Below are 24539 nucleotides of genomic sequence, written 5' to 3' on the forward strand. Positions count from 1 at the left end.
GATACTCTCAAAATTTTCCAACCCATTTACCTTTAGGTAGTTTAAAATGCCTAATGACGTAAAACAATCAAAGGCTGATTATAAGTGGTAAAAACTGGCACATTGTTCATTGTTTCAACACCAATTGGAAATTTGGATGATATTACGCACCGCGCAATCAAAGTATTAAATGAAGTGGATTTGATTGCCGCCGAAGATACTCGACATAGTCAAAAGCTGTTGCTGCATTGGGGAGTGAAGACCCGAATGACTGCAGTTCATGATCATAACGAAAAACAAATTTCTAATCGCTTGATAGAACAGTTGAAAGAAGGACTGAATGTCGCGTTGATTTCAGATGCAGGCACACCTTTAATTAGTGATCCTGGATATAACTTAGTCAATCGCTGTAGAGAGCAAGAGGTGACAGTAGTGCCTATCCCAGGCGTTTGTGCGGCTATTGCTGCCTTAAGTGCATCTGGGCTTCCCACAGATCAGTTTCTATTTTACGGATTTTTGCCTGTAAAGCAGGTCGCTAAACATAGCGTACTAGAACGTCTCAATAGCGAAACAGCAACCACTGTTTTTTACGAATCTCCCCGTCGTATTGCAGATACAGTAAAAGCTATAATTGAAGTCTTGGGTGAGGACCGTAAATTATCCATCGCCAAAGAAATAACTAAAACCTTCGAAACATTTTATTCTGCAAGTGCCGTTGAGGTCTTGGCGTGGCTTTTAGAAGATGCTAACCATCAGCGCGGAGAATTTGTGTTGATGGTTGCAGGCGCACCGAAAAACGATAACGAATTGCCAGCTGAAAGTTTGCAACTGCTCAAAATCTTATTGCAAGATTTACCCTTAAAAAAGGCAGCAGCGCTTACAGCTCAGCATTTCGGTGTTAAAAAGAATGCACTTTATCAGTACGGTTTAACCTTGAATGAGTAAAGTGAAGGCGTTTTTTTCAACGCTAATAATCATTTTCCTTGGGACTAATTTATCCTTATCTAATAGTGTCTATGGACAGTCAGCGACCCAGTTAGAAAAACCTGCTGGAAACGAGCAGGGCGCTTGGTACGCAGATAGCCGCGGGATTATGGGCACCAACATCCATACCGAAATTTGGGCCGCCTCCCCAGAGCTAGGACATGCAGCTGTGGATGCGGTAATGCAAGAAATGCAGCGTATAAATCAATTAATGAGCCCTTATATCGACAGCAGCGAATTGTCGAAAGTGAACCGCTTAGCGGCGAACACCCCAGTAACTGTTTCTAAAGAAATGTTTGAATTATTGCAGTTATCTTATGGGCTTTCAGAGGAAACTGATGGGGCGTTTGACATTACTTTCGCCAGCGTGGGTTATTTGTATAACTATCGGCAAAAACAACGGCCCGATGCGCAGACAATAAAAACCTTGTTGGATGCTATTAATTTTCGTCACTTGCAGCTAGACCCACATAAACAAACTGTTAAGTTTGCGCACCCTAAAGTCAAAATAGATTTGGGGGGGATTGCCAAGGGCCACGCAGTTGATAATGCATTATCTATTTTAAAAAATATGGGTATTGAGCATGCTTTAGTAACAGCCGGCGGCGATACGGGGCTGCTAGGCGATCGCAATGGCCGTCCTTGGAAAGTGGGTATTCGTGACCCTCGAAATCGGCAAAAACAAGCAGTGGTTTTGCCTCTTGAAAATATCGCAATGTCCACCTCTGGTGATTATGAAAGATATTTTGAAGAGGATGGGAAACGCTATCATCACATTCTTTCTCCGCAAAGTGGGGAATCCATCTATGAAGTGCAGAGTGTGACTATCATAGGTCCCAGAAGCACGTTGAACGATGGTTTATCCACCGCTGTGTTTGTATTAGGCGTCAAAAAAGGCATAGATTTAATCAATCACACTCGCGGCTATGAAGCGATTATTTTAGATAATCAGCGACGTCTACATTATTCCCAATCATTTGAAGCCGTTAATGTTGCGCATTGATTCTGGGGTTTTTCTAGTCGTACTAGGTACTATTTTATTCTCCAGCAAAGCAATTATGATCAAATACCTCTATCAGCTGGGTATAGGTCCATTGGAGCTGCAAACACTGCGCATGTTGTTTGTCTTACCGTTTTATTTACTTATCCTAATGTGGTCGTTAAAACAAACGGGGTGGGGAACACTCAGTGCTAAGGAATTATTGGCTTGCTGTGCCGCGGGCGTTGCTTGTTATCATTTAGGCAGTTATTTTGATTTGCTGGGATTGCAATATATTACCGCCGGGTTAGAAAGAATCATTCTATTTTGTTATCCCGCAGTGGCCATCTTATTTGGTTGGTGGTTTTTAAATGAAAAGCCGGTCACTAAAATTTGGTTAGCATTAATCTTATCTTACGCTGGAATTTTGGTGTTTTTCTATGCCGACCTCTCGTTTGGTGGAGAAAACATTTACTGGGGTAGCTTTCTGGTTTTTCTTGCGAGCATTTTAACTGCTTGGTACTTAGTGGCTACCCAGCGTTTTTCTCGACAGATTGGTAGTCAGCGCTTTGTTTGCCTGGCTATGATATCTGCTTGTATTACACTGCTCATACATTCTTATGCCGCAGGTGTGGGAGATTTGTTGCACTACTCAACTGAGCTCTATATGGGGGGGGTAATTGTGGCGATCTTTATGACCTTGATTCCATCTTTTATGATCAGTGCTGGGGTTAAAAGAATAGGGGCAAGTAAAGCGTCTATCGTTGGCGCAGTGGGGCCTTTATTTACGATTATATTATCTAACCAGCTTTTGGATGAACCTGTCACCTTTTTGCATATCACCGGTTTGGTGTTGGTAATATTAGGAATGCGGCAACTCAAAACCTAATTGCCGCTGGTAATTCCCGTGTTAAAACCGAATAACGATCAAGATAGACGGTTTCTAAAATCTTCGTAGTTAAATTGGCGAATCAGCTCGAATTCCCCTGTGTTACGAATAATGCCAATTGCTGGGTGCTCGACGCCATTAAAGAATGTTGTTTTCACCATGGTGTAATGGATCATATCTTCAAAAATAACGCGCTCGCCTACCGCTAACTTGTGGTCGAAGCTATAGGTGTCGATAACATCACCTGCTAAACATGAGTTGCCACCTAGTTTATAATCGAAGGCTTTTTCTCCTGGCTCGCCAGCGCCAGTTACAGCAGGGCGATAAGGCATCTCTAATACATCTGGCATATGACCCGTTGCGGAAATATCCAAAATCGCAATTTGTCCTTCATTTTCGACAATATCCACAACTTCGGAAACCAAACTACCGGTTTGCCAAGCTACAGCCGAACCTGGTTCAAGAATTATATGAATATGTGGATGTCGTTGTTTAAACTGCACCAAGGTGTCAATGAGATGCTCAAGGTTATAACCTTGTTTGGTCATCAAGTGACCCCCACCGAGGTTTAACCATTGAATATCAGGTAGCCATTTTGCAAAACGTTTTTCCACTGCTAGCAACGTCCGCTCGGTGGCATAAGAGTCGCATTCACACAAATTGTGAACGTGAAACCCGTCGATGCCAGTTAAGTCTGCACCTTCCAAGTCGGCTACACGAATCCCTAAACGGGAGCCTGGTGCGCTAGGGTCGTACAATTCTGTTTCAGCTTCGCGGTGTTCTGGATTTACCCGTATTCCTGCTGAAATACCTTTAGCCAAAACTTGCTCTTTATAGCGTTGCCACTGAGTTAAACTATTGAATGAAATGTGATTCACTAAATTCAATAATTCATCCATGTCTGCCGGTTTATAAGCCGGCGAGAACGCATGGACTTCTTTACCCATTTCAAACTTGGCAAGCTTGGCTTCCCAAACTGAACTGGCGGTACAACCTTTTAAATATTTACCTACAAGATCAAAGGTTGACCACATAGCAAAACCTTTAAGAGCGAGAATAATATCGACCTCAGCTTCTCGCTGTACTCGTTCCATTATCTGCAAATTGCGTTCGAGTTTAGACTCTTCACACACATAACAAGGAGAAGGAATCGCTGGGTTTAACATTATATCGCTCAAGGTTTTGCTCCCAATTAGCGTTTAAAAGGACTTTGTTCGCACTCAATCACGTGCCAAGGTAGCCCATGTTGATTAAGCATGTCCATGAACGGGTCTGGATCAAATTGTTCCATATTCCAAACACCTTCACCTTTCCAAGTACCGTTTAACATAAGCGCTGCACCAATCATCGCTGGCACACCTGTTGTGTAAGAAACGGCTTGTGCGCCAACCTCTTCAAAACAGGCTGCGTGGTCACAGTTGTTGTAGATAAAGATGGTTTTTTCTTTACCGTCTTTAATACCTGTGATGTATGTGCCTATGCAGGTCATACCGGTATAACCTTCGGCAAGTGAACCTGGGTTTGGCAATACAGCTTTTAAGAATTCAAGAGGCACAATTTTTTGGCCTTGGAAGTCAATTGGCTCAATGCTTGTCATGCCTATACCTTCAAGCACGTTCAAGTGGTTTAAGTAAGCATCACCAAATGTCATCCAGAAACGTGCACGTTTCAAGGTTGGAAAATGTTTTACAATAGATTCCAATTCTTCGTGGAACATTAAATAAGAGGCTCTAACCCCAATATTTTGGTAATCAAGGTCTTCTCTGACACTTAATGGATCTGTTTCTTTCCATTGGCCATTTTCCCAAAAACGTCCTCGTTGAGTTATTTCGCGAATATTGATTTCTGGGTTGAAGTTAGTTGCAAAGGCTTGACCATGGTCGCCGCCATTACAATCGACAATATCCAGATAATGAATTTCATCAAAATAATGTTTAGCAGCGTAAGCGGTATAAACGTTAGTCACACCAGGATCGAAGCCACTACCTAAAAGCGCTATGATGCCTTTATCTTTAAATCGATCTTGATACGCCCACTGCCATGAATACTCAAATTTAGCTTCATCTTTAGGCTCGTAGTTGGCAGTATCTAAGTAGTTTGTTCCGGTAGCAAGACAGGCATCCATAATCGGCAGGTCTTGATAAGGTAGGGCTAGGTTGATAAGCAAATCAGGTTTAACTTTGTTGATCAAAGCTTCAACTTCTGCGGCATTATCAGCATCAACAGCATAAACTGCTTTCACACGGTCTGCGCCCACTTCAGCTTGTAAAGCTTCGCATTTGGACACGGTTCTGCTGGCCAAATAGATTTCATCGAAATGCTCTGGCATACGGGCACATTTTTTTATGGTTACTGCAGCAACGCCGCCAGCACCGATGATCAAAACACGAGACATATTAGCTTCCTTTTATCCAAGCTGAAAATTTTGCGCATGCTAACATTGCTAGCTAAAGACGCAATAGGCGAATGCAAAAATATAGACACTTTATTGATGTAATCCAAGTAGCTTATGCAACCTGTGAGGTATTTTTGTGGTAAATCCGCCACCATTGATATTGGCCGATACAAGCCATCACTAAGAAACATAAATAAAGTACGGATGTTGGATACAAATCTTTCTGCCAATAAACCCAAATGGCAACCACATCAACCACAATCCAAAAACTCCAGTTATACAGCTTTTTATGGGACATCAACCATTGAGCAACTAAACTTACACAGGTGGTAAATGCATCAAAGTAAGGTAGGCTCGCATCGGTATTGTTGGCCATAACCCATCCCCATAACAGCGTTGCAATAATCGCCAATGTCGCGATTTGCAAATAGTATCTTTGGCTTCCATGATCGACAATCACATGACCGCCGTCATCTAAATTTTTAGACCAAATCCAATATCCATATATTTGAAAGCCAACATAGATGAGATGCAGGATCATGTCGGAGTACAGTTTTACATCGTAAAAAATATAACTGTACAAACTAACCTGAATCAGGCCGAAGAAAAAACACCAAATACTGCGTTTTATGATCAGAAAGACGCATAAAAAACCGCTGACGGTCGCTATCCACTCAATCGGTGACGCGCCTGCAAAACCCGCTAGCCATTCAGTCCACTGCATGCTTATTCCTTTTTGTCATAATATTCGGTAGAGCTCGTTTCCCTTGAAGTCCGCCGGTGTGCAGAGCGAGGATTTTAGATCCTGCAGGAAAATGGTTGCTCTCTACCAATTGGCGTAATCCCCAAAATAACTTACCTGAATAAATGGGTTCGATTGGGATATTATTATCTTGTTCAAATTGCTCACAAAAAGCGATTAGTTCTGGCGTCTTTTTGGCATAGCCACCAAAGTGAAAATCGGAATTAAGTTGCCAATCTGTCGATGCTTTTTGGCCATTCAATTGTTTCTTACTCTCATTCGGCAAAAACTGGTTCACTAATTCGTGTAAATAGTCATGTCCTTTTAACACACCTATGCCTAACACCCTGGTTTTGCTGTTTTGAGTTGCTTGGATTAACCCTGCCATAGTGCCACCACTGGCAACCGGCGCAACTATCAGATCAAATTCTTGTGTCAATTCTGTAACGATAGACGCAACGCCGCTCAAGGCTTGGTGTTGTGAACCACCTTCTGGAATTATCAATGAATTGGGATGGTTTTGGCGCAGGACTTCAAGGTAAGTATTGTCGGTGCGCTTCGCATAGGTGATTTTGTTGACCCACTCCAATTGTGAACCCCAGCGTTCAAGGTCGTTGAGCATGGGCGTCATATTTTGTGAATAATCCCCTCTGATAACGGCTAACAAAGGGATATTTAACTTTTGGCAGCAAAAACCTAAAGCATGTAAATGATTAGAATGGCCACCTCCAAAACTGATAATTTTAGCTGGTGGTGAATGCGCAGCACTGAACAATGTTTGGCTGAGCTTGCGCCATTTATTACCCGAAATAATTGGGTGGATTAAATCGTCCCGTTTAATCCAAACTTCGACTCCATGATCATTTTTCCAGTTTAACCTAAGCTGCTGTTCTGCAGAGGGGAGCTGGATTCCAAGCTCTTGAGTTAATTTGCTAGCAATCACTGAGGCTATATTCCCTTGCGGTTTACTGGCGTTTGAAACGCAATTCTGAGCTATAGGGCGTAAAATGTTGCACTGTCCCTGTTGCAGCTTTGTTTTGTGCTTCAATCCAATATTTTGCAGTCATCAAGTCTGGATGTAATTTTTTAAGGAGATCTTTTAAGTGGCGTTTTCCGACAATGAAATGTTCAAATTGTTCTGGAAAAACATCTTCTGGAGAAACTGACAGTGTGTCCATCGCAAAAGGGTCGTCTGATTTAGGAAGTTCTCTAAACGTACGTTGATTCATCAAACAAATTTCATCGTAATCATAGAAAATCACGCGGCCATGACGGGTAACCCCAAAGTTCTTATGCAACATATCGCCAGGAAATATATTGGCGGCGGCGATTTGTTTAATGCACAATCCCAAATCATTGATAGCATTGTAAATTTTTGTTTCATCGGTTTCAGTTTGCAAAAAAATATTTAAAGGAGTCATCTTACGTTCTATGTAGACGTGTTTGATGATAACTTCGTCTTCCTTAATTTCTATATTTTTACCTGCAACGGCTTGCAACTCTTCTAGTAAAGCTGGCTCCATTCGGTGTTTCGGCAGTCGGAAGTTAACGTATTCATGGGTATCTGCCATGCGTCCTACACGATCTGTGGTTTTGACCAAACGATAGCATTCTCTGACTTGCTCGCGAGTGACTCTCTTACTCTCTGGAAATTCATCTTTTATAATTTTAAAGACTACTCCGTAAGACGGTAAATGGAACACTGCCATTACTAATCCGCGAATCCCAGGGGCAATGCTAAATTGGTCGTCGGTATTCTCTAAGTGCTGTAGAAAATTGCGATAAAAGACGGTTTTACCGTGTTTATAATGACCAATTGACATATACAGTTCGAAATTCTTTTTGTTAGGCATTAACTCTTGTAGAAAAGCTACTATTTCAGCTGGATACAAGGTATCTGCCATAAAGTAGGCGCGGGCAAAACCAAAGATGACGCTCAAGTCTTTATTACTGGTTAGCAAAGCATCTATCTGAAGTTCATTTTTCTCATTGATCAATAAAGCGATAACGAAGGGAAGGGTTTCATCGGGCATACAAATTCGACCGATCAAATAAGCGGCCTTTCCGCGAAAAAACACCGGCTTTAATATCTCTACCGTATGTACCGAGGCCAGTTGAGCTTTGTCTAACCGTGCTCTAAGTGCTTGATCAAGTTGCTCGATATCACTTTGTTTATTTTCATAGGGAATAGAAAATCGGTACATGGCTAAAATCGCTTCCATCATCGAGCCGACAGTGCCGCTAGTATCAAAGCTATTGACTACTTTATGTTTATCTTGCCCAGGGATATAACATCGACTAGGCAAGACGAACATAATCTCTTCATCAATTTTATTGTGTTTATACAGTCTACCGATCACCGAATTATAAAAGGTTTCGGCCAATTCATATTGGGGATGTTGCTCTAATTGAAGGGCGAAAAGGTTTTTAACTTGATGCCAGAATTGATGGGTCTGTTGGCGTGGGTTAATCAATGCATAAAGCTCAGAAATAGTATCAGCTAAACTTTGTTCATAAATAGATATGCGTTCTTTTACCGCAAGCTGGGTGGCTTGCCATTGAGCTTGCTCGAAACGTTGTTTTGCCCCAGAGGTGATTCTACAAAACCAACGGTAGTTTTTTTCAAAACCATAAAGTATCTGATAGGCCACTTTTTCTTGAATGCTTGGCATAGCTTCTGTCACAGTATAAATTTGATTAAAGTGTTATTGAAACACAAAACTATCTAATAATAAGTAAAAAAGTGAGGTGCTGAACTTTGCTGTGTTAATTTGTGATAATTCAACTATAGGACGCAAATAGTGCAACGGAGTTTTCGTTATTGTTTTATCTGGTGATATTCAACCTGAAATGTAGGCGAAAGTAGCAAAACTCGGCTCCATTGAGTTTATCGAAAACCCGCCGGATAAAAACAAACCTCAAGATGTGCTTTATACGTGTAGGCGTTACTAAATTGTCTTGGTTATTAAACTTCGATTTATTCTATGATTTTTCTAAACTTTTAAGTAAAGATTTGATTTGGAATACATGCTCGTCAACTTCATCATGCTCTTTTAGCGCGGCTTCGAGTTCATACACATAATCACGATTTAATCCGCTGGGCCCAGATGAATTGAATATTTGTTTTGCAATGTATTCAATACTCGCTTCACCTAAATAGGCTGCATTATCAGGGCTAGCAATGTAAATTAATCCATTTACGATCCGGTTATTTGATAAATGAATAGGGATTTCATGGCGCAGGTAGCCATTTTTCTCGCGATGATCTAAATGTTCAAAAACTTCATGGTTTACTTTAAAGGCCCTACCAAAACATCGCTCCCCTTGAACGGGAGTTAGTGTGAGTACTCTTCCAGGGCTTTCAGGTGTGCCACGGTGATCATGACTTCCTTGCCAAAAACGCCGCGCATATCCATTAATATACGCATATTCACTGGCTATATAATCAAAGTCTACCTTGTATATGAGAGAGCCATAGCCGAATAGCCAGATTTCATCATAGTCAGCTAGATTCTGACGTTGTTTGTTAATTGCTTGGGTATCGAAAGCCATCTAAAAATACTATTCTGTTACTGTAATCTCGAAATTACCCCACACTTTACACCAGATTTTTAGTAAAAGAATCCAATCTAGACCGTACTATTTTTTCTGATTCCAATAGGCGCTAGCGTACAACTTATTTTTATCATACTGACAGTGTTCATTTAGATGAGCCTTCAATTGCCTGACAATGCTAGCCTCTGCTGCGATAAAAATAGCAGTGTCGCGCAGCTCTCTAGGCTGTGATGATAATGCTGATAAAAAGTCTTTAGTTAACTTATCAGGGGTAATAAACCAGTTAATTTTAATGCCTTCGGGGGCGTCTAACGCCTGTTTATCTGATAATTCAGGTACTTGAATCCATGCCTTGCCTTGCGCGTTCTTAGGCAATTGTTCTAATGTGCCAGCGATAGCGGGCAGGGCGGTTATATCACCAAAGAATAGATGATTAGCGGCATTTAAATCTGGATGTTTTGTGTCTCCCGGCCCTGCAATCCCTAGATAATCACCAGGCTTGGCATTAGCCGCCCAATTGCTGGCTAAACCTTGGTGATCATGGACTGCAAAATCTAATGTTAATTGAGAATTTACGCTATCAAAGTCACGCACAGTATAGGAACGCATCCATTTTTTAAAACCGATATACATACCTAGTTTAGGCATCTTTTGCGGTGAATTGGGATTCGGAAAGATTGCTTTCACATGCGCGCTTTTTTTATCGTTAGGAAAATCTACAAGTTCGTCTCCAGCTAACACGATGCGTCTCATGTGGGGAGACAAATCAATCACCGATTTCACTGTTGTCATACGCATTCTTGGACCCATGGTTTGCTCCTTTATAAATTGATAATTAAATAGATGATTCAGCTAAAAAACGCTGAAGTTTAGGACGAATCACAAATACCATTAAGCAAGCGAAAGCTAGCCCTACTGGCAGTGCGTATAAGAAGCTTGTGATGATAAGGCTGCTGTACTGAGCGAAAGTCACATAATCATGATGGAGCAATGTTGTGATAACAGCCATTAATGACTCCATTGTTATGGCCATCAAAATCCCGTGTAACAGCTTTTTTTGTATATTCGTAAGAGCTGAAAAAAACTGCTCCACCAATTTGTTCATTGCTAAAAAAATAACGCCACCGGCAGGTAGCATCACTGCAATGGCAAACATAAATGAATTAATCCATGTGACTAAAAAATTTTGTGTTGGCTGTAAATTTGCGTATGTCATAATAGCGGTAATTGAAGCAACTAAAGTGCTGACAATAGTTAAAATCACCAATACATTTTTTAACTTAATTTGCATTTCTATACCTAATAAAATAAAGTTGACAAAGTCTACTATATTGATTTTGGTTGATATTGTCAACTATGTTGTTGGCAATGACATTCAGGTGGAAAACTAATGGAATTAAATGAAGCGCTTTTTAGCCTTTTACATACTGTGCGCAATACTATTATTGAGCAGGTTAAACAATTAGATTCAGACTTATCCCCCATGCATTTGAAGTCATTAAAGGTGATTTCAAAGATTGATGACTGCACGGGACAAAAGTTGGCCACCTTTATGGTCCGCGATAAAGCACAGATAAATCGTTTGATTAAAGAACTCGTGAATCAGGAATTGGTGATCAAAAGCTGCAATGAAAATGATGGTCGTAGTCAAATTTTATCGTTATCTAGCCGTGGTAAAAAATTCATCGACAAATTTAATAAAATCGAAAAACAAGTGTTTGAGACTATGCTCAAAGATATTGAACCTCAAGAAGTAGCGAACTTCATTGAGCTGGCTAAAAAGTTTAAAAGTAACTTGAAATAAATGATATCTAGCCAAGTCCGCATAGAACAAGACGCAGGAATGCAAAGATAATTGCCAGAATGCAAAAGGCCAGCAAATTTGAAGTGACCCCATTAAGTTGGACTCATTTCTAAGCGGCAATCAAGGCCTGATTTCGATATTGTATCGGACTAAGGCGTTTCAAATTAGCAAAGGTGTCGTTAGATTAACTTTTCAAACGACGACGGCTTGCACCTATACCTGCAAGTCTATTTGAGTGTTAGGCAAATGCTCGGCAGTGCGGCATTGTTCGAAGCTGAAGTGCTATTCGGTTACCTAATATAATAATGGATACCATGCCTCCCTAAACCAGCTTCCTTGTTATTAACAAGATTGCCAAACGAATAAAGCAAAGTGATGGTAATCATTTATCAGATTATACATTTATTGTTACCTGCGAACTCGCAGGTAACAATGGCTAGAATGTAAATTCGCGCTTATTTGATGGATTTTGCGATTCTTACTAAAGAAACATCGCAATCGGCATAGTTAGCGACGCCATTAGCGGTAGAACCGATTAATGCTTGAATGCCTTTTTTAGAATGAGTTCCTAGCATAATCAAGTCTGCTTTTCTTTTGATGGCTTCATTGCATATCAATTCATAAGGTTTACCTACCTTAATAATGCGATTCTTTTTAGGAATATTGAAGTCTGCACATAATTCTTCAATTTTTGGCGATATTTTGTCCTTCAATTCTTTCTGGTAATCCTTGGGCAATAACTTGTAAGGTAATACATGCATAACAATTAATTTGCTGCCGTAAAGACCTGCCATCTCAGCTGCTTTGGCTAATACGAGTTTTCCTTCTGTGGATGCTTCGATAGCACATAGGATAGTTTTATACATAATTGCTCCTTATTTGTTATCAACGTGAAGTCTTTCTAGCTCCTTATATTACTCACAATATAACTGTAAATATATGATGTAAATCAATATTAGCTAGTATTTGGGGCAGTGCTTAGAATACAACTAAAATTCGTTCAACGATAAATACCCATTGCTGGAGAAGAGAGCCATAACGCTTCTAATCTATAGCGGACTGTGCAAGGCTAATATGAATGCTGTGATTGTTTCAAATCTGGATTAAATATTAGGGTGGGTTATTTATTTGACCAAATATGGGAGAAAAGCCCTATTCAATCCATTTAATTCTACCTTAGAGTAAATAGATCAGTATAAAACAATAACAAATCTCCCATTGACGGTTGACATATAGACGTCTATACGGCAAATTGAACCCCATGAAAACAATAATAAGCACCATCGGCATGATTATGATTACCACCTCAAATGAGTTGGTCGCTGGCTAGTGCGTAAAGAAATTTAAAAAAGCCCGCGACTCAAGCGGGCTTTTTGTTATTTACAGCAAAATTATATGCCACATTCACATGGTTGAAGTGCGAAATTAAAATGCGAATCTAAAGCAGCGGAACAGAAGTAAACAGGAGCAATAAATGAAGGTGTTGAAATTTGGTGGCTCTTCAATGGCTGACGCTAAACGGTATTTGTCAGTTAAAGACATCAGCTTAGCGAGCCATGAAGAAAACGGTGCAGCAGTGGTTCTATCAGCTCCCAAAGGGGTGACAAATGCATTGTCGTTGTTGTGTGAACAAGCAAGTGCGGGAAGCGACTTTGGCGAATTGTATGCCAAATTAGAAATGACATTAAATGGTATTGCCAGCGATTTAGCAGCCCAATTGCCTGCTTTTCGTAAAGCTCGTTTGAGCGGCTTTATTGACACGATTTTAGTCGAGTTGAAACAGCATTTAGATGGCATTCAGTTATTGCGTTGTGCTCCAGACCAAATTACCGCCAAAATTTTAAGTATGGGCGAATATGTGAGTGTGAATATTTTCAGTGAAATATTGAACTCCCTTGGCCAGAAAAACCACATTATTGATCCTGTAGATTACATTGTTGCCGAAGGTGAATATTTAGATAGTATCGCCGATGTTGCAGTGAGCAAAGCGCGCTTCTCGGATTTTGTTTACGATAAATCTGAAATCTTGATTATGCCAGGTTTTGTAGCGGTAAACGCCGAAGGCGAGAAAGTGACACTTGGACGCAATGGTTCAGACTATTCCGCCGCCATTCTTGCGGCCTGCTTAGACGCGGAATGTTGTGAAATATGGACCGATGTTGATGGGGTTTACAATGCGGATCCTAATCAAGTAGATGGTGCCGTGTTACTAGACAAACTAACCTATCAAGAAGCCATGGAATTGTCTTACTTTGGCGCAAAAGTTTTGCATCCAAAAACCATTGGTCCTATTGCTCAACATCACATTCCTTGTTTAATTCGTAACACCTTAAACCCTGCTGCTCCTGGGACATTAATTGGTAAAGAGTCCAGTGAAATTTGGACAAGCGTCAAAGGTATTTCTCATCTTGATGATATGACAATGTTCAATGTCGCCGGCCCCGGTATGAAAGGCATGGTTGGTATGGCTAGTCGTGTTTTTGAAGTAATGTCTAACGCGAATATTTCCATCAGCCTGATTACCCAGTCTTCGTCCGAGTACAGCATTAGCTTCTGTATTCACAGTAAAGACGCTGAAAAGGCACAAAATTTATTGGAAGATGCTTTTGCATTGGAACTGGCGAATAATTTGTTGGATCCAATTGAAGTAAGACATGAACTTGCGATTGTTACCCTTGTGGGTGACGGCATGCGCCATTCTAAAGGTTTAGCAGCTAAGTTTTTCAGTTCATTGGCTCAGGCTAGAGTGAACAATGTCGCTATTGCTCAAGGCTCTTCTGAGCGATCAATCTCTACAGTAATTGAAAAAAATCGAGCTAAAGAGGCAGTAAAAGTTGTGCATCAGAATTTTTTCTCAAATTCCCACTCCATTGATATTTTCCTTGTGGGGTGCGGCAATGTAGGAAAAGAGTTATTGCAGCAAATGGCCCGTCAACAACAACCCTTGTTTGAACGCGGAATTAGTTTAAAAGTGTACGGTATCGCCAATAGTCGCAAGTTACTATTGCAAGCTGGCGGTATTGATTTACACAGTAGTTGGCAAGCTCAACTAGATAGTGCAGACAAGTCACTGTCTATTGAAAATTTAAGTGACTTTGTACAACAAAATAGCTTAATTAACCCTGTGATTATCGACTGTACTAGCAATGAACACATTGCCGGTCAGTACGCAGATTTCATGTCTGCCGGTTTCCACGTGGTCACTCCCAACAAAAAAGCCAATACCCGTGACATCGCTTACTATAAAAAGCTACGTTCTATGGCGCAGGAAACCAACCGCCAGTTTTTATATGAAACCACTGTAGGTGCTGGACTACCGGTCATCGACAATTTGCAAAAACTAATTTATGCAGGTGATGAATTAAAACGCTTTGAAGGTATCCTTTCTGGTTCATTGTCGTTCGTGTTTGGAAAGTTAGATGAAGGCCACAGCCTTTCGGAGGCAACCCAAATTGCTAAGCAGAATGGCTTTACTGAACCTGACCCTCGTGATGATTTGTCGGGTATGGATGTTGCCAGAAAACTATTGATCATGGCCCGTGAAGCAGATTTAGAATTAGAGTTAACGGATATTGAAATTGAATCAGTATTACCAGACAGCTTTGATGCCAGCGGTACTATTGATGAGTTTATGGCAAACTTGCCTAGTTTGGATGGGCATTATCAAAAATTGGTTGAAGATGCTAAAGCACAAGGGCAAGTTTTACGTTATGTGGGCTCAATTGAAAAAGGTCAGTGCAAGGTTGCATTAAAAGCCGTTGATAGCACCCACCCGTTGTATTCGATTAAAGAAGGTGAAAATGCCCTTGCCATACATAGTCATTATTATCAGCCTATTCCTTATGTAATTCGCGGATATGGCGCTGGTGCTACCGTGACTGCAGCAGGGGTTTTTGCTGATGTATTGCGCACCATGCCATGGAAACAGGATATCTAATCGATGAATAAAAGCATTACAGCTTACGCGCCAGCATCTATTGGCAATGTTAGTCTTGGTTTTGACTTGCTCGGGGCGGCATTAACCCCTATTGATGGCAGTCCATTGGGTGATCAGGTAGACGTAAGCTCTGCTGATACGTTTAGTTTAAAAGTAGAAGGGCGTTTTGCAGATAAATTACCTGCAGACCCCAAATCAAATATTGTTTTTGACTGCTACACTTTATTCACTGAAAAATTGCGTGAACGTGGTTTACCGACTGCCGAAGTGGCAATGGTACTGCGTAAGAATCTACCCATAGGTAGTGGTTTAGGTTCAAGTGCTAGTTCGATAGTGGCGGCGCTACACGGCCTAAATCAATTTTTTGATGAACCCTTTGATGCAAACGAGTTATTATTGTTGATGGGTGAGTTGGAAGGCCAAATCAGCGGCAGCGTACATTACGACAATGTAGCACCATGTTTTGTCGGTGGATTAACCTTGATGAACAGTCAATCCGATCAAATTGCCTTGTCTTTACCGGTATTTGAAAACTGGTATTGGGTGGTCTGTTATTCAGGGATCAGTGTTTCGACCGCCGCAGCGCGAGATATTTTGCCTAAGCAAATTGCCATGGCCGAAACTATCACCTTTGGTCAGCAACTAGCTGTATTTGTAGACGCAAGCTATCGAAAAGATGAAGCGCTGGCAGCAGCGGTAATGAAAGATGTTTTAGCAGAACCTTATCGTAAGTCTTTACTGCCGAAGTTCGATGAAAGCAGAGATTTCGTAATGAGCAATGGAGGCTTAGCCTTCGGTATTTCAGGTTCAGGCCCAACTGTATTTGCAGTTTGTAATAATTTAGAGCAAGCACAAGGTATTCAACATTGGTTATCTGAAAACTATATTCAGAATGACACTGGTTTTAGTCATATTTGCCAGATTGATACGCAAGGTGCGGTTGTCTCATAAACCAGCCCTAAGATGCTGGTAAACCGATAAAATGAAGGTAGTAATCAAGTGGAATTGTTTAATTTAAAAGATGACAGCGACAAAGTAAGTTTCGCTGAAGCGGTAAAAAAAGGGTTAGGTAAAAACCAAGGACTTTACTTTCCAAAGGTTTTTCCTAAATTCGAAAATATCCAAGCAATCTTGGATATGCCATTCGTTCCCCGTTCAGTGGAAATATTGTCACAATTGATTGGCGATGAGCTTCCCAAACACGAAATTCAAAGCATTGTAGAGAAAGCTTTTTACTTTGAAGCGCCGTTGGCAAAAGTAACCGACGGTATCTATAGCCTCGAATTGTTCCATGGTCCGACACTAGCGTTTAAAGATTTTGGTGGCCGCTTTATGGCCCAAGTGCTGTCTGTGATTGCAAAAGGTGAACCTATTACTATCCTTACTGCTACCTCAGGTGATACCGGAGCTGCTGTGGCACATGCCTTTCATGGTTTAGATAATATTAATGTCGTGATTCTGTACCCTAAAGGCAAAATTAGCCTATTGCAGGAAAAACTATTCACGACACTGGGTGATAATATTCACACAGTTGCAATCGAAGATGATTTTGATGCTTGTCAGCAGTTGGTGAAAACATCATTTGATGATTTAGATGTACGCCAAGGTTTGCACTTAAATTCGGCAAACTCAATCAACATTAGCCGCTTGCTTGCGCAAGTTTGTTACTACTTTGAAGCCATTTCGCAGTTGTCAGAAGAAGAACGTGAAAACGTGGTAATTTCTGTGCCAAGCGGTAATTTTGGTAATTTAACCGCTGGTATGATTGCTAAAGTGATGGGGCTTCCAATTAAACGCTTTATTGCCGCGACCAATTCTAATGATACTGTTCCTCGTTATCTTAAAACGGGAGAATGGGATCCGAAAGCTACCGTAGCCACATTATCAAATGCAATGGATGTTAGTCAGCCTAATAACTGGCCAAGAATCGAAGCCTTAATTGAACGTGGTTTAATCGACAAAGAAATGTTGCAAGGCGATGCGGTTGATGAAGATTACACTCAAGTAGCGATGAAACAGTTGGCGCAACTTGGTTATGTGAGTGAGCCTCATGCCGCGATAGCATACAAATCGTTAACTCGTTTTATCGAGCCAGGTGAGACCGGTATATTCTTAGGAACTGCCCACCCAGCGAAATTCAGAGAAAGTGTAGAGAATGTGCTAGGACAACCTATTAGCTTGCCACAGCCATTGGCAGAATGTGCTGGTAAAGAAAGCTTCTCGGTAGAGCTGGCTAACGATTACGAGCAACTCAAGGCGCATTTGTTTAAAACATTGCAAGCGTAAATGCTTACTTGGGATGAAATAATTAAGGCTGAAAAAAAACAGCCTTACTTTCAACAGATGCAGCAATTTATTGCGGCTGAACGTAAGGCGGGTAAAATCATTTATCCGCCTGCTGAGAATGTTTTCAGCGCATTCAATATTACCCCTTTTGCGGATGTTAAAGTCGTTATATTAGGTCAAGATCCCTATCATGGTCCTGGACAAGCACATGGCCTAAGTTTTTCCGTAGAATCAACCGTTAAAATCCCGCCGTCATTAAAGAATATTTACAAAGAGTTAGCGCAAGATATTGAAGGTTTTAGAATCCCAACCCATGGCAACTTGAAACAATGGGCACAGCAGGGTGTGTTACTGCTTAATACGGTATTAACGGTAGAGCAGGGCAAAGCCCACTCTCACGCAAAAATCGGCTGGGAGATCTTCACTGATAAAGTGATAAAACAACTGAATCAGAATCGGCAAGGCTTAGTGTTCTTATTGTGGGGAAGTCATGCACAAAAAAAAGGTCTGCTAGTTGAGCATGATCGTCAGCATGTTCTTAGTGCACCTCATCCATCGCCTTTGTCAGCACATAGGGGCTTCTTAGGATGCAAACACTTCTCCCAAGTGAATCAAATTCTGATACGCCAAGGCCACTCACCAATAAATTGGCAAATTGGTTAGATATCTATAGCTGCAAAAGAAAAGCCCCAACAATGTGGGGCTTTCGTTTATTAATTATAGGTTAGCTAATTCAGCTTCTAACGACATATCCATATCTTCGAGCTCTTTTCTTAGTTTATAGCGATCTTGAATCGCTTCTATTTCTCTCCACTTACGCTTTTTGCTTTTAGTTTTAGAAGGGCGGGATTCGGTGTCAATCATTGACAATAATTCTTTTGTATCCACTTTACGTCTCCATTTATTGTTTTTGGCGCAAATAAGGCTAGACAGTCAACTAGCATTTCCTACTCTAGTTTTCCTGTCCGAGTAATTATTTACCACAGGCGCTATAAAAATAAAACTATTACTTTTAGTTTTTGTTAATAAAACATGAATATTTGATGACAAAAAAGTGGAAGTTGCTGGTAAAGTGAGCGAATTGCAGTGTTTATGTTTAAAAATAGAACTTGTGTTAATAGCGGTTTGCTGCCTTTCATTGATGATAAATGGCGAGCAGCAAACCGTATTTTCAACAGGGTTGGCGATTAACTTTTATTGGCAGCCCTAAACGCAGAAATTAATTGATTTGTTGAACTATCAAAATCCAAACTGGCGTCGCTATTAACCAGTTTATCTAAAACTTGGTTACCCAGCACTTTTCCAAGCTCAACACCCCATTGGTCAAATGAGTTCACACCCCAAATCGCTCCTTGCACAAATACTTTGTGTTCATACATACACACTAGAGCACCAAGGGTCTTGGGATCTAGTTGGTCAAACAACAAAGTATTGCTCGGTTTGTTACCAGGCATAGTTTTATGGGTGGCTAATGACTGACGGGTTTGTTCATCTAAATTTGCACTTTCTAAATCGGCATAACACTCTTCATATGTTTTGCCTTGCATCAGAGCTTGGGTTTGACCAAAACAATTTGAAGCCAACATAGCGTGATGAGTGTCATCTTGATTATGTACGTTTAAAGGAAACATAAAATCAGCAGGGATAAGCACTTTCCCTTGATGAATTAATTGATGGAACGAGTGCTGGCCATTGGTTCCCTCGCTGCCCCAAATGACAGGTCCTGTGGCATAATCGATTTGCTCATTCAAACCTGCCACACATTTACCATTACTTTCCATATCCAATTGTTGAACGTAAGCTGGGAAACCACGTAAATAGTGATAGTAAGGCAGCAAAACATGACTTTGAGCGCCGTGGAAGTTGGTATACCAAATTCCAAGTAAGCCTAATAACATTGGTAGGTTTTGTTCTGGAGGAGCTTCTTTGAAGTGGCAATCCATCTCGTAAGCACCCTCTAGTAACTCACGATAATTTTGGTAGCCGATGGTTAACGCAATCGGTAAACCTATGGCTGACCAAAGTGAATAGCGGCCACCAACCCAATCCCACATCGGAAATATGTTATTTTCGTCCATCCCAAAATCTACAGCAGCCTTGACGTTAGATGAGACTGCTACAAAGTGCTTAGCAATATCGCTCTGACTGCCGCCTTGGTCAAGGAACCATTGTTTAGCCGTCAGGGTATTTTGCAATGTCTCTTGGGTCGTAAAGGATTTAGAGGACATCACAATCAAGGTGTCAGTATGATCAAGCTCAGACAACACATCTTGAATATGACAGCCATCCACATTGGCAACGTAATGTACCGAAATACCTTTATGCCAATAAGGCTTCAAGGCCTCAGACATGATTTTAGGGCCTAAAAATGAACCACCAATACCTATAGCAACAATATGTTTAATTGTTTTACCTGTATAGCCTAGGTGCGCACCAGAGTGGATTGAATGGACAAAGTCTTTAATCTTTTCTTGTGTTGCTAGAACTTCTGGCATTACATCTTCGCCATCGACTAAAACTGCTTCACCGGAAAAGTTTCTCAAAGCCGTATGCAGCACAGCTCTTTTTTCAGTGTGGTTAACAATCTTGCCTTCGAACATGGCGTCGCGCTTGGCCGTCACTTGTTGACTTTCAGCTAAACTAAACAATGCTTCAAGTATTTCTTGGTTTATTAAGTTTTTAGAATAATCTAGCTTGATGCCACAGCCTTCGAGGTAGTATTTAGCCGCTCTGGAGTGATCAGCATCGAACCAATCACGCATGTGTTGACCAGCTATTGAGCTAGCCAAATTCTCAAGGGTTTTCCATTGTTCACTTTGATTTACTAAAGACATTTATCAATTCTCTTTTATATCGGCGATTAAAGGTTGCTATATCATTTCAATTTTATATTGACCATAAGAAACACAAGTGTTCTATAGCTCAGGATAAATGAAATTACAAAAGCTCTTTCAACATAACTTCTAGTTTGTCTTGGTCTTTGGCAAAGTTGCGAATACCTTCAGCAAGCTTTTCCGTCGCCATTGGATCTTGGTTATGTTCCCATCTAAATTGACTTTCAGTTAGCTTTTCGCCAGGGGTTTTAGTGGCGCCTTTGTCTACTAATTTGGTTTCTAAGCCACCTTCAGTTTGTGAAAGTTCTTCAAGTAGATTTGGGCTAATGGTTAATCGGTCACAGCCTGCAAGCTCAATTATTTCGCCGGTATTACGGAAACTGGCACCCATAACAACAGTTTTATAACCGTGTTCTTTGTAGTACTGATAAATGTTGCTGACAGATACTACTCCTGGATCTTCATTCGCAGCGTAGCTATCTTTACCAGTGCTTGCTTTGTACCAATCAAGAATTCGTCCAACAAAAGGTGAAATCAGGAAAACCCCAGCTTCAGCACATGCTCTGGCTTGAGCAAAGCTGAATAACAACGTTAGGTTACAGTTAATACTTTCTTTTTCCAGAATTTCAGCAGCGCGAATTCCTTCCCAAGTAGAAGCAAGTTTAATTAATACCCGCTCTTTACTCACGCCAGCTTGTTCATAAAGTCCGATTAATTTTTTCGCTTTGGCAATACTGCCTTGTGTATCGAAAGATAAGCGTGCATCTACTTCTGTTGATATACGACCTGGTACGATATTGACAATCTCTTTACCAATTTTAACCGCCAACATATCGCCAGCATCTTCTATTTGCTGTGTGACATCATCTGATTGGGTTTTTGCCCATGCAACGGAGTCTTCAATTAATGAACGATATTGCGGTAATTCAGCAGCTTTAAGTAACAAAGATGGGTTTGTAGTGGCATCAACAGGTTGATACTTTTTAATTGCTTCGATGTCACCAGTATCTGCCACGACTGTGGTGATTTCCCGTAAAGCTGCTAATTGATTTGTCATATAAACCTCTTTAGAAATGATTAATTTTGCAATCATCGATAGTCAGTTGTTATCAAGATTACGTCATGAAATATAGTAAACCTTTAGAATCACTCACAGGGTATAACTGTTGAGGTTTGGTTTCTACACTATCGGACATTGAACTATTAAAAAATAATGGTCATATTATAATAAATAAAAGTGGGCATTTATATGAGTTGTGAGTAATTACTCAAAATAGTTGTATGAACTCCTAGATTCTGACTCAGAGAGTTGCGATTAAATAAAAATTGAACTGTGAAATTTGTGCTTGTCAAAATGTTTAGTAAATACAATTAATGGTATAGTGATAGTTGCTCAGAACTTCATAATTAACGCCTATAAAAAGAAAGGATATTTGATGCTAGTTGTTGTATCACCTGCAAAGAATTTAGACTACGAAACCCCCTCTACTACTCAACTTTTCTCACAGCCTGAATATTTGGCCGATTCTGAACTGTTAATCAAAGAGTGTGTCAAATTAACACCGGCAGATTTATCTAGCCTAATGCATATCAGTGACAAATTAGCAGGCTTAAATGCTGCACGGTTTAGTAGTTGGTCTTTGCCATTTAACCAAGACAACGCTAAACAGGCAATTTTGGCGTTTAACGGTGATGTCTACACCGGCATTCAAGCTGAGCAATTTAGTGAAGAGGATCTTCAATATGCACAACAACATATGCGAATTTTGTCTGGTTTGTATGGCTTACTTAGACCTTTAGATCTTATGCAACCATACCGTTTGGAAATGGGGACGAAACTCAACAACAAACGAGGAAAAGATCTGTATGAATTTTGGGGTGAGAAAATAACCGCTGGAATTAATCAAGCGTTAAGCCAACAAGGTGATGAAGTACTGGTTAATTTGGCCTCAAATGAATATTTTAAGTCAGTTAAGGTCAAGAGCTTAAATGGAAAACTCATTACCCCCGTTTTTAAAGATAAAAAGAACGGTGAATATAAAGTGATTAGTTTTTATGCCAAAAAAGCACGTGGATTGATGGCCCGTTATATTATCGAAAAGCGCTTATCTGACCCTGCACAAATTAAACAGTTCGATAGTGCCGGATATCAATTTAGTGCATCGTTAAGTAATGATAAACAATGGGTCTTTACCAGAGAAGAGCAGTAATACTCGAGTCGTTAAAATCCCAATGGGAAAATGATTACAAGCCCATATAACGAGTGTAAGCTACTGTTTGAAACACTAACGCCAAGGAACTATATGATTTCTGTTATTAGCAAAAGCGCCTTGATCGCTGCCAACTTGCTTTATTCTGCCAGCTTAATGGCACAATCTGCCACCATTGAGGCTGCACAAGATTCAGCGCAGCAGGTTTTTTCAGCCTGTATCTCTGATATACAGCAAAAAGCGGAGACAGCGGGAATTGATAAAACAGTCATCTCTTACGCGTTAGATGATGTGAAACAGATTGATAAAGTGCTCGAATACGACCGCAATCAACCAGAGTTTGTACAAACTTTCCCTACTTATTTAAATAAACGTGTCACCCAATGGCGAATTGATAAAGGTCGAGAAATGCTGCGTAAGCATAAAGACTTATTAAACCAATTAACTCAAGAATACGGGGTGCCTGCACACTATTTAATATCATTTTGGGGATTAGAAACTAATTTTGGTAGTTATAAAGGCAAAATGCCGATAATCGATTCATTGGCAACATTAGCCTGCGATGAGCGCCGTAGTCGATTTTTCACTCAGGAGTTACTAACGGCTCTGAAGTTAATGCAAAGAGAAAACTTAAAAAAAGACAAGATGTTGGGATCTTGGGCAGGCGCCATGGGGCACACTCAATTTATGCCTTCAGCCTATATTAATTATGCGGTAGATGGCGATAATGATGGTTTAGTAGACTTATGGGATAGTGAACCTGATGCCTTGTCATCGGCAGCTAACTTCTTAAATAAACTGGGCTGGAAAAAAGGGTTTATATGGGGAAGAGAAGTGAATCTCCCTGCTAACTTCGATTACAGTCACGCTGGTAAAGATAGTCGTAAACAATTAACCCAGTGGTCGGAATTTGGCGTTCGAAAGGTCAATGATGACAAGATCCCTAAAAGTGAAATAGATGCTTCTTTGATCTTGCCTACCGGAGCGAAAGGGCCAGCCTTCCTTGTTTACAGCAACTTTGATGTGATTATGCGCTGGAACAATTCTGAGTCTTATGCTCTTGCCGTAGGTTATCTAGCAGACCGAATCATTGGTAAGCCTGAGTGGGCGAAGTCGTTGCCTGATTTACCGAATTATCCTATTAGTCAAATGATCGAATTACAGGATGGATTAAACGAATTAGGCTTTGATGTAGGTAAAGCTGATGGGATCATGGGGCCAGCCACTCGCAAAGGAATTCGTCAATTTCAATTGGCAAACAATATGTTAGCCGACGGATACCCAGACCAAAGTGTTTTCATCAGTGTGCAAGAAGCGGTAAATAAAAGTCAAAAACTAGATGGTGTTTAACCTTAGTTGTATTAATCAATATACCGGAGTATTGCTGTACATATTTCAACCGTTATAGAACTTTAGTCTAATGACCTCAACAGCGAACGCAGCTGAAATTATTTCGAAAACATTTAATTAATTGAGGAATTAGCCATGTTGAAAATTGTTAAAACTTCTCTTCTTGTAGTTACTGCATCCTTTCTCTATAGCGGACCAGCTCAAGCAGATATCAACGACGCATTACAGAATATTTGTACTATTGTTAAGACGGATGACAAAGGTGAATTACGCAAAAAGATGAAAAAGGTACAATCTGATTTTCGTCTTAAATTAAAAGATTATTATTCAGGCGTTACCTGCGGTGGAAATAGTCTGATTAGAACAGCTGTGTTAAATGAAGCCATTGAAACAGGAACACTTTTAGTTAAGAAAATGCCAAAAAGTGACTTAACCTCACCAGAAAATGATGGCAAAACTCTGCAATCTTGGATCGCTGAAAACGGCTTAGATTCGTCACCAATCTCAGCGGTTTTAAAAGATAGAATCTAATAAGGTTAAACAACCATTGCTTGTTAAGCCTATTATATATTTATTAATTGATAGCGTAATCACT

General features: G+C 40.4%; 23 protein-coding genes. 11 read left to right on the top strand and 12 right to left on the bottom strand.

All coding sequences use genetic code 11. The features are described 5' to 3' along the window. Positions 1-84 precede the first annotated feature (84 nt). From rsmI to Q4567_RS12015, 3 genes are read left to right on the top strand one after another with little or no spacing between them, the layout of a single operon-like run. Positions 85-924: a 16S rRNA (cytidine(1402)-2'-O)-methyltransferase gene (gene rsmI / locus Q4567_RS12005; RefSeq protein ID WP_303500520.1), complete on the top strand. Its 840-nt coding sequence runs from the start codon at positions 85-87 to the stop codon at positions 922-924. Then, entirely contained in the window at positions 917-1966 is a 1050-nt protein-coding gene (locus Q4567_RS12010) for an FAD:protein FMN transferase (protein WP_216046909.1), read from the top strand. The genes rsmI and Q4567_RS12010 overlap by 8 nt, the downstream gene beginning before the upstream one ends. After that, positions 1953-2831, top strand: coding sequence for a DMT family transporter (locus Q4567_RS12015; protein WP_216046908.1), 879 nt, complete (start codon positions 1953-1955; stop codon positions 2829-2831). The genes Q4567_RS12010 and Q4567_RS12015 overlap by 14 nt, the downstream gene beginning before the upstream one ends. A gap of 38 nt (positions 2832-2869) precedes the next feature. Here the strand turns inward: Q4567_RS12015 and nspC are convergent, their stop codons facing one another. The 8 genes from nspC to Q4567_RS12055 form a co-directional block, all read right to left on the bottom strand. Then, entirely contained in the window at positions 2870-4009 is a 1140-nt protein-coding gene (nspC, locus tag Q4567_RS12020) for a carboxynorspermidine decarboxylase (protein ID WP_303500521.1), read from the bottom strand. 14 nt (positions 4010-4023) lie between these two features. Next, positions 4024-5226 (bottom strand): saccharopine dehydrogenase family protein, encoded by a 1203-nt coding sequence (locus tag Q4567_RS12025; RefSeq protein ID WP_303500522.1) that lies wholly within the window; start codon positions 5224-5226, stop codon positions 4024-4026. Between the two features lie 112 nt (positions 5227-5338). Beyond that, on the bottom strand, positions 5339-5950 hold the full coding sequence (gene pnuC / locus Q4567_RS12030) for a nicotinamide riboside transporter PnuC (protein ID WP_216046906.1): 612 nt from the start codon (positions 5948-5950) through the stop codon (positions 5339-5341). Next, entirely contained in the window at positions 5937-6911 is a 975-nt protein-coding gene (locus tag Q4567_RS12035) for a 1-aminocyclopropane-1-carboxylate deaminase/D-cysteine desulfhydrase (protein WP_303500523.1), read from the bottom strand. The genes pnuC and Q4567_RS12035 overlap by 14 nt, the downstream gene beginning before the upstream one ends. A 22-nt stretch (positions 6912-6933) precedes the next feature. After that, the gene (gene aceK / locus Q4567_RS12040) at positions 6934-8640 is read right to left on the bottom strand and encodes a bifunctional isocitrate dehydrogenase kinase/phosphatase (protein ID WP_303500524.1); all 1707 of its coding nucleotides are present in this window, start codon (positions 8638-8640) and stop codon (positions 6934-6936) included. 310 nt (positions 8641-8950) lie between these two features. Continuing rightward, positions 8951-9520: a gamma-glutamylcyclotransferase gene (locus Q4567_RS12045; RefSeq protein ID WP_216046903.1), complete on the bottom strand. Its 570-nt coding sequence runs from the start codon at positions 9518-9520 to the stop codon at positions 8951-8953. A gap of 87 nt (positions 9521-9607) precedes the next feature. Then, the gene (locus Q4567_RS12050) at positions 9608-10333 is read right to left on the bottom strand and encodes a siderophore-interacting protein (protein WP_216046902.1); all 726 of its coding nucleotides are present in this window, start codon (positions 10331-10333) and stop codon (positions 9608-9610) included. Between the two features lie 25 nt (positions 10334-10358). Further along, on the bottom strand, positions 10359-10814 hold the full coding sequence (locus tag Q4567_RS12055; protein ID WP_216046901.1) for a DUF2798 domain-containing protein: 456 nt from the start codon (positions 10812-10814) through the stop codon (positions 10359-10361). Positions 10815-10913: 99 nt separating this feature from the next. Between Q4567_RS12055 and Q4567_RS12060 the strand changes: the two genes are divergently transcribed. Then, on the top strand, positions 10914-11327 hold the full coding sequence (locus tag Q4567_RS12060; protein ID WP_216046900.1) for a MarR family winged helix-turn-helix transcriptional regulator: 414 nt from the start codon (positions 10914-10916) through the stop codon (positions 11325-11327). Between the two features lie 455 nt (positions 11328-11782). Here the strand turns inward: Q4567_RS12060 and Q4567_RS12065 are convergent, their stop codons facing one another. After that, positions 11783-12193 (bottom strand): universal stress protein, encoded by a 411-nt coding sequence (locus Q4567_RS12065; RefSeq protein WP_216046899.1) that lies wholly within the window; start codon positions 12191-12193, stop codon positions 11783-11785. Positions 12194-12801: 608 nt separating this feature from the next. Between Q4567_RS12065 and thrA the strand changes: the two genes are divergently transcribed. Genes thrA through ung form a run of 4 tightly spaced genes read left to right on the top strand, consistent with a single transcriptional unit; the run spans position 12802 to position 18213 of the window. After that, the gene (gene thrA, locus Q4567_RS12070) at positions 12802-15264 is read left to right on the top strand and encodes a bifunctional aspartate kinase/homoserine dehydrogenase I (RefSeq protein WP_216046898.1); all 2463 of its coding nucleotides are present in this window, start codon (positions 12802-12804) and stop codon (positions 15262-15264) included. A gap of 3 nt (positions 15265-15267) precedes the next feature. Beyond that, positions 15268-16215 carry a homoserine kinase gene (gene thrB, locus Q4567_RS12075; protein ID WP_216046897.1) on the top strand — a complete coding sequence of 316 codons (948 nt, stop codon included), beginning with the start codon at positions 15268-15270 and terminating at the stop codon, positions 16213-16215. Positions 16216-16263: 48 nt separating this feature from the next. Further along, entirely contained in the window at positions 16264-17550 is a 1287-nt protein-coding gene (thrC, locus tag Q4567_RS12080; RefSeq protein ID WP_216046896.1) for a threonine synthase, read from the top strand. After that, positions 17551-18213: a uracil-DNA glycosylase gene (gene ung / locus Q4567_RS12085; protein WP_303500525.1), complete on the top strand. Its 663-nt coding sequence runs from the start codon at positions 17551-17553 to the stop codon at positions 18211-18213. A 54-nt stretch (positions 18214-18267) separates the two neighbouring features. Here ung and Q4567_RS12090 read toward each other — a convergent pair whose 3' ends face one another. The 3 genes from Q4567_RS12090 to tal all read right to left on the bottom strand — a co-directional run bounded on the left by Q4567_RS12090 (position 18268) and on the right by tal (position 21441). Beyond that, positions 18268-18438, bottom strand: a complete 171-nt coding sequence (locus Q4567_RS12090; RefSeq protein WP_216046894.1) for a DUF3545 family protein — start codon at positions 18436-18438, stop codon at positions 18268-18270. A gap of 299 nt (positions 18439-18737) precedes the next feature. Beyond that, entirely contained in the window at positions 18738-20384 is a 1647-nt protein-coding gene (pgi, locus tag Q4567_RS12095; protein WP_216046893.1) for a glucose-6-phosphate isomerase, read from the bottom strand. Positions 20385-20487: 103 nt separating this feature from the next. Further along, a complete protein-coding gene (tal, locus tag Q4567_RS12100) occupies positions 20488-21441 on the bottom strand; it encodes a transaldolase (protein WP_216046892.1) in 954 nt (317 codons plus the stop codon). 379 nt (positions 21442-21820) lie between these two features. On the opposite strand from tal, the gene yaaA reads away from it, so the two are divergent. The 3 genes from yaaA (at position 21821) to Q4567_RS12115 (ending at position 24475) form a co-directional block, all read left to right on the top strand. Next, positions 21821-22594: a peroxide stress protein YaaA gene (gene yaaA, locus Q4567_RS12105; RefSeq protein WP_303500526.1), complete on the top strand. Its 774-nt coding sequence runs from the start codon at positions 21821-21823 to the stop codon at positions 22592-22594. Positions 22595-22687: 93 nt separating this feature from the next. Then, the gene (locus Q4567_RS12110) at positions 22688-23944 is read left to right on the top strand and encodes a lytic murein transglycosylase (RefSeq protein WP_216046890.1); all 1257 of its coding nucleotides are present in this window, start codon (positions 22688-22690) and stop codon (positions 23942-23944) included. A 135-nt stretch (positions 23945-24079) separates the two neighbouring features. Beyond that, complete coding sequence (locus tag Q4567_RS12115) at positions 24080-24475, top strand: DUF3718 domain-containing protein (protein ID WP_303500529.1); 396 nt, start codon at positions 24080-24082, stop codon at positions 24473-24475. Positions 24476-24539: the final 64 nt, after the last annotated feature.

The organism is Aliiglaciecola sp. 2_MG-2023 (assembly GCF_030548145.1).
In the GTDB taxonomy this organism is placed as follows: domain Bacteria; phylum Pseudomonadota; class Gammaproteobacteria; order Enterobacterales; family Alteromonadaceae; genus Aliiglaciecola; species Aliiglaciecola lipolytica_A.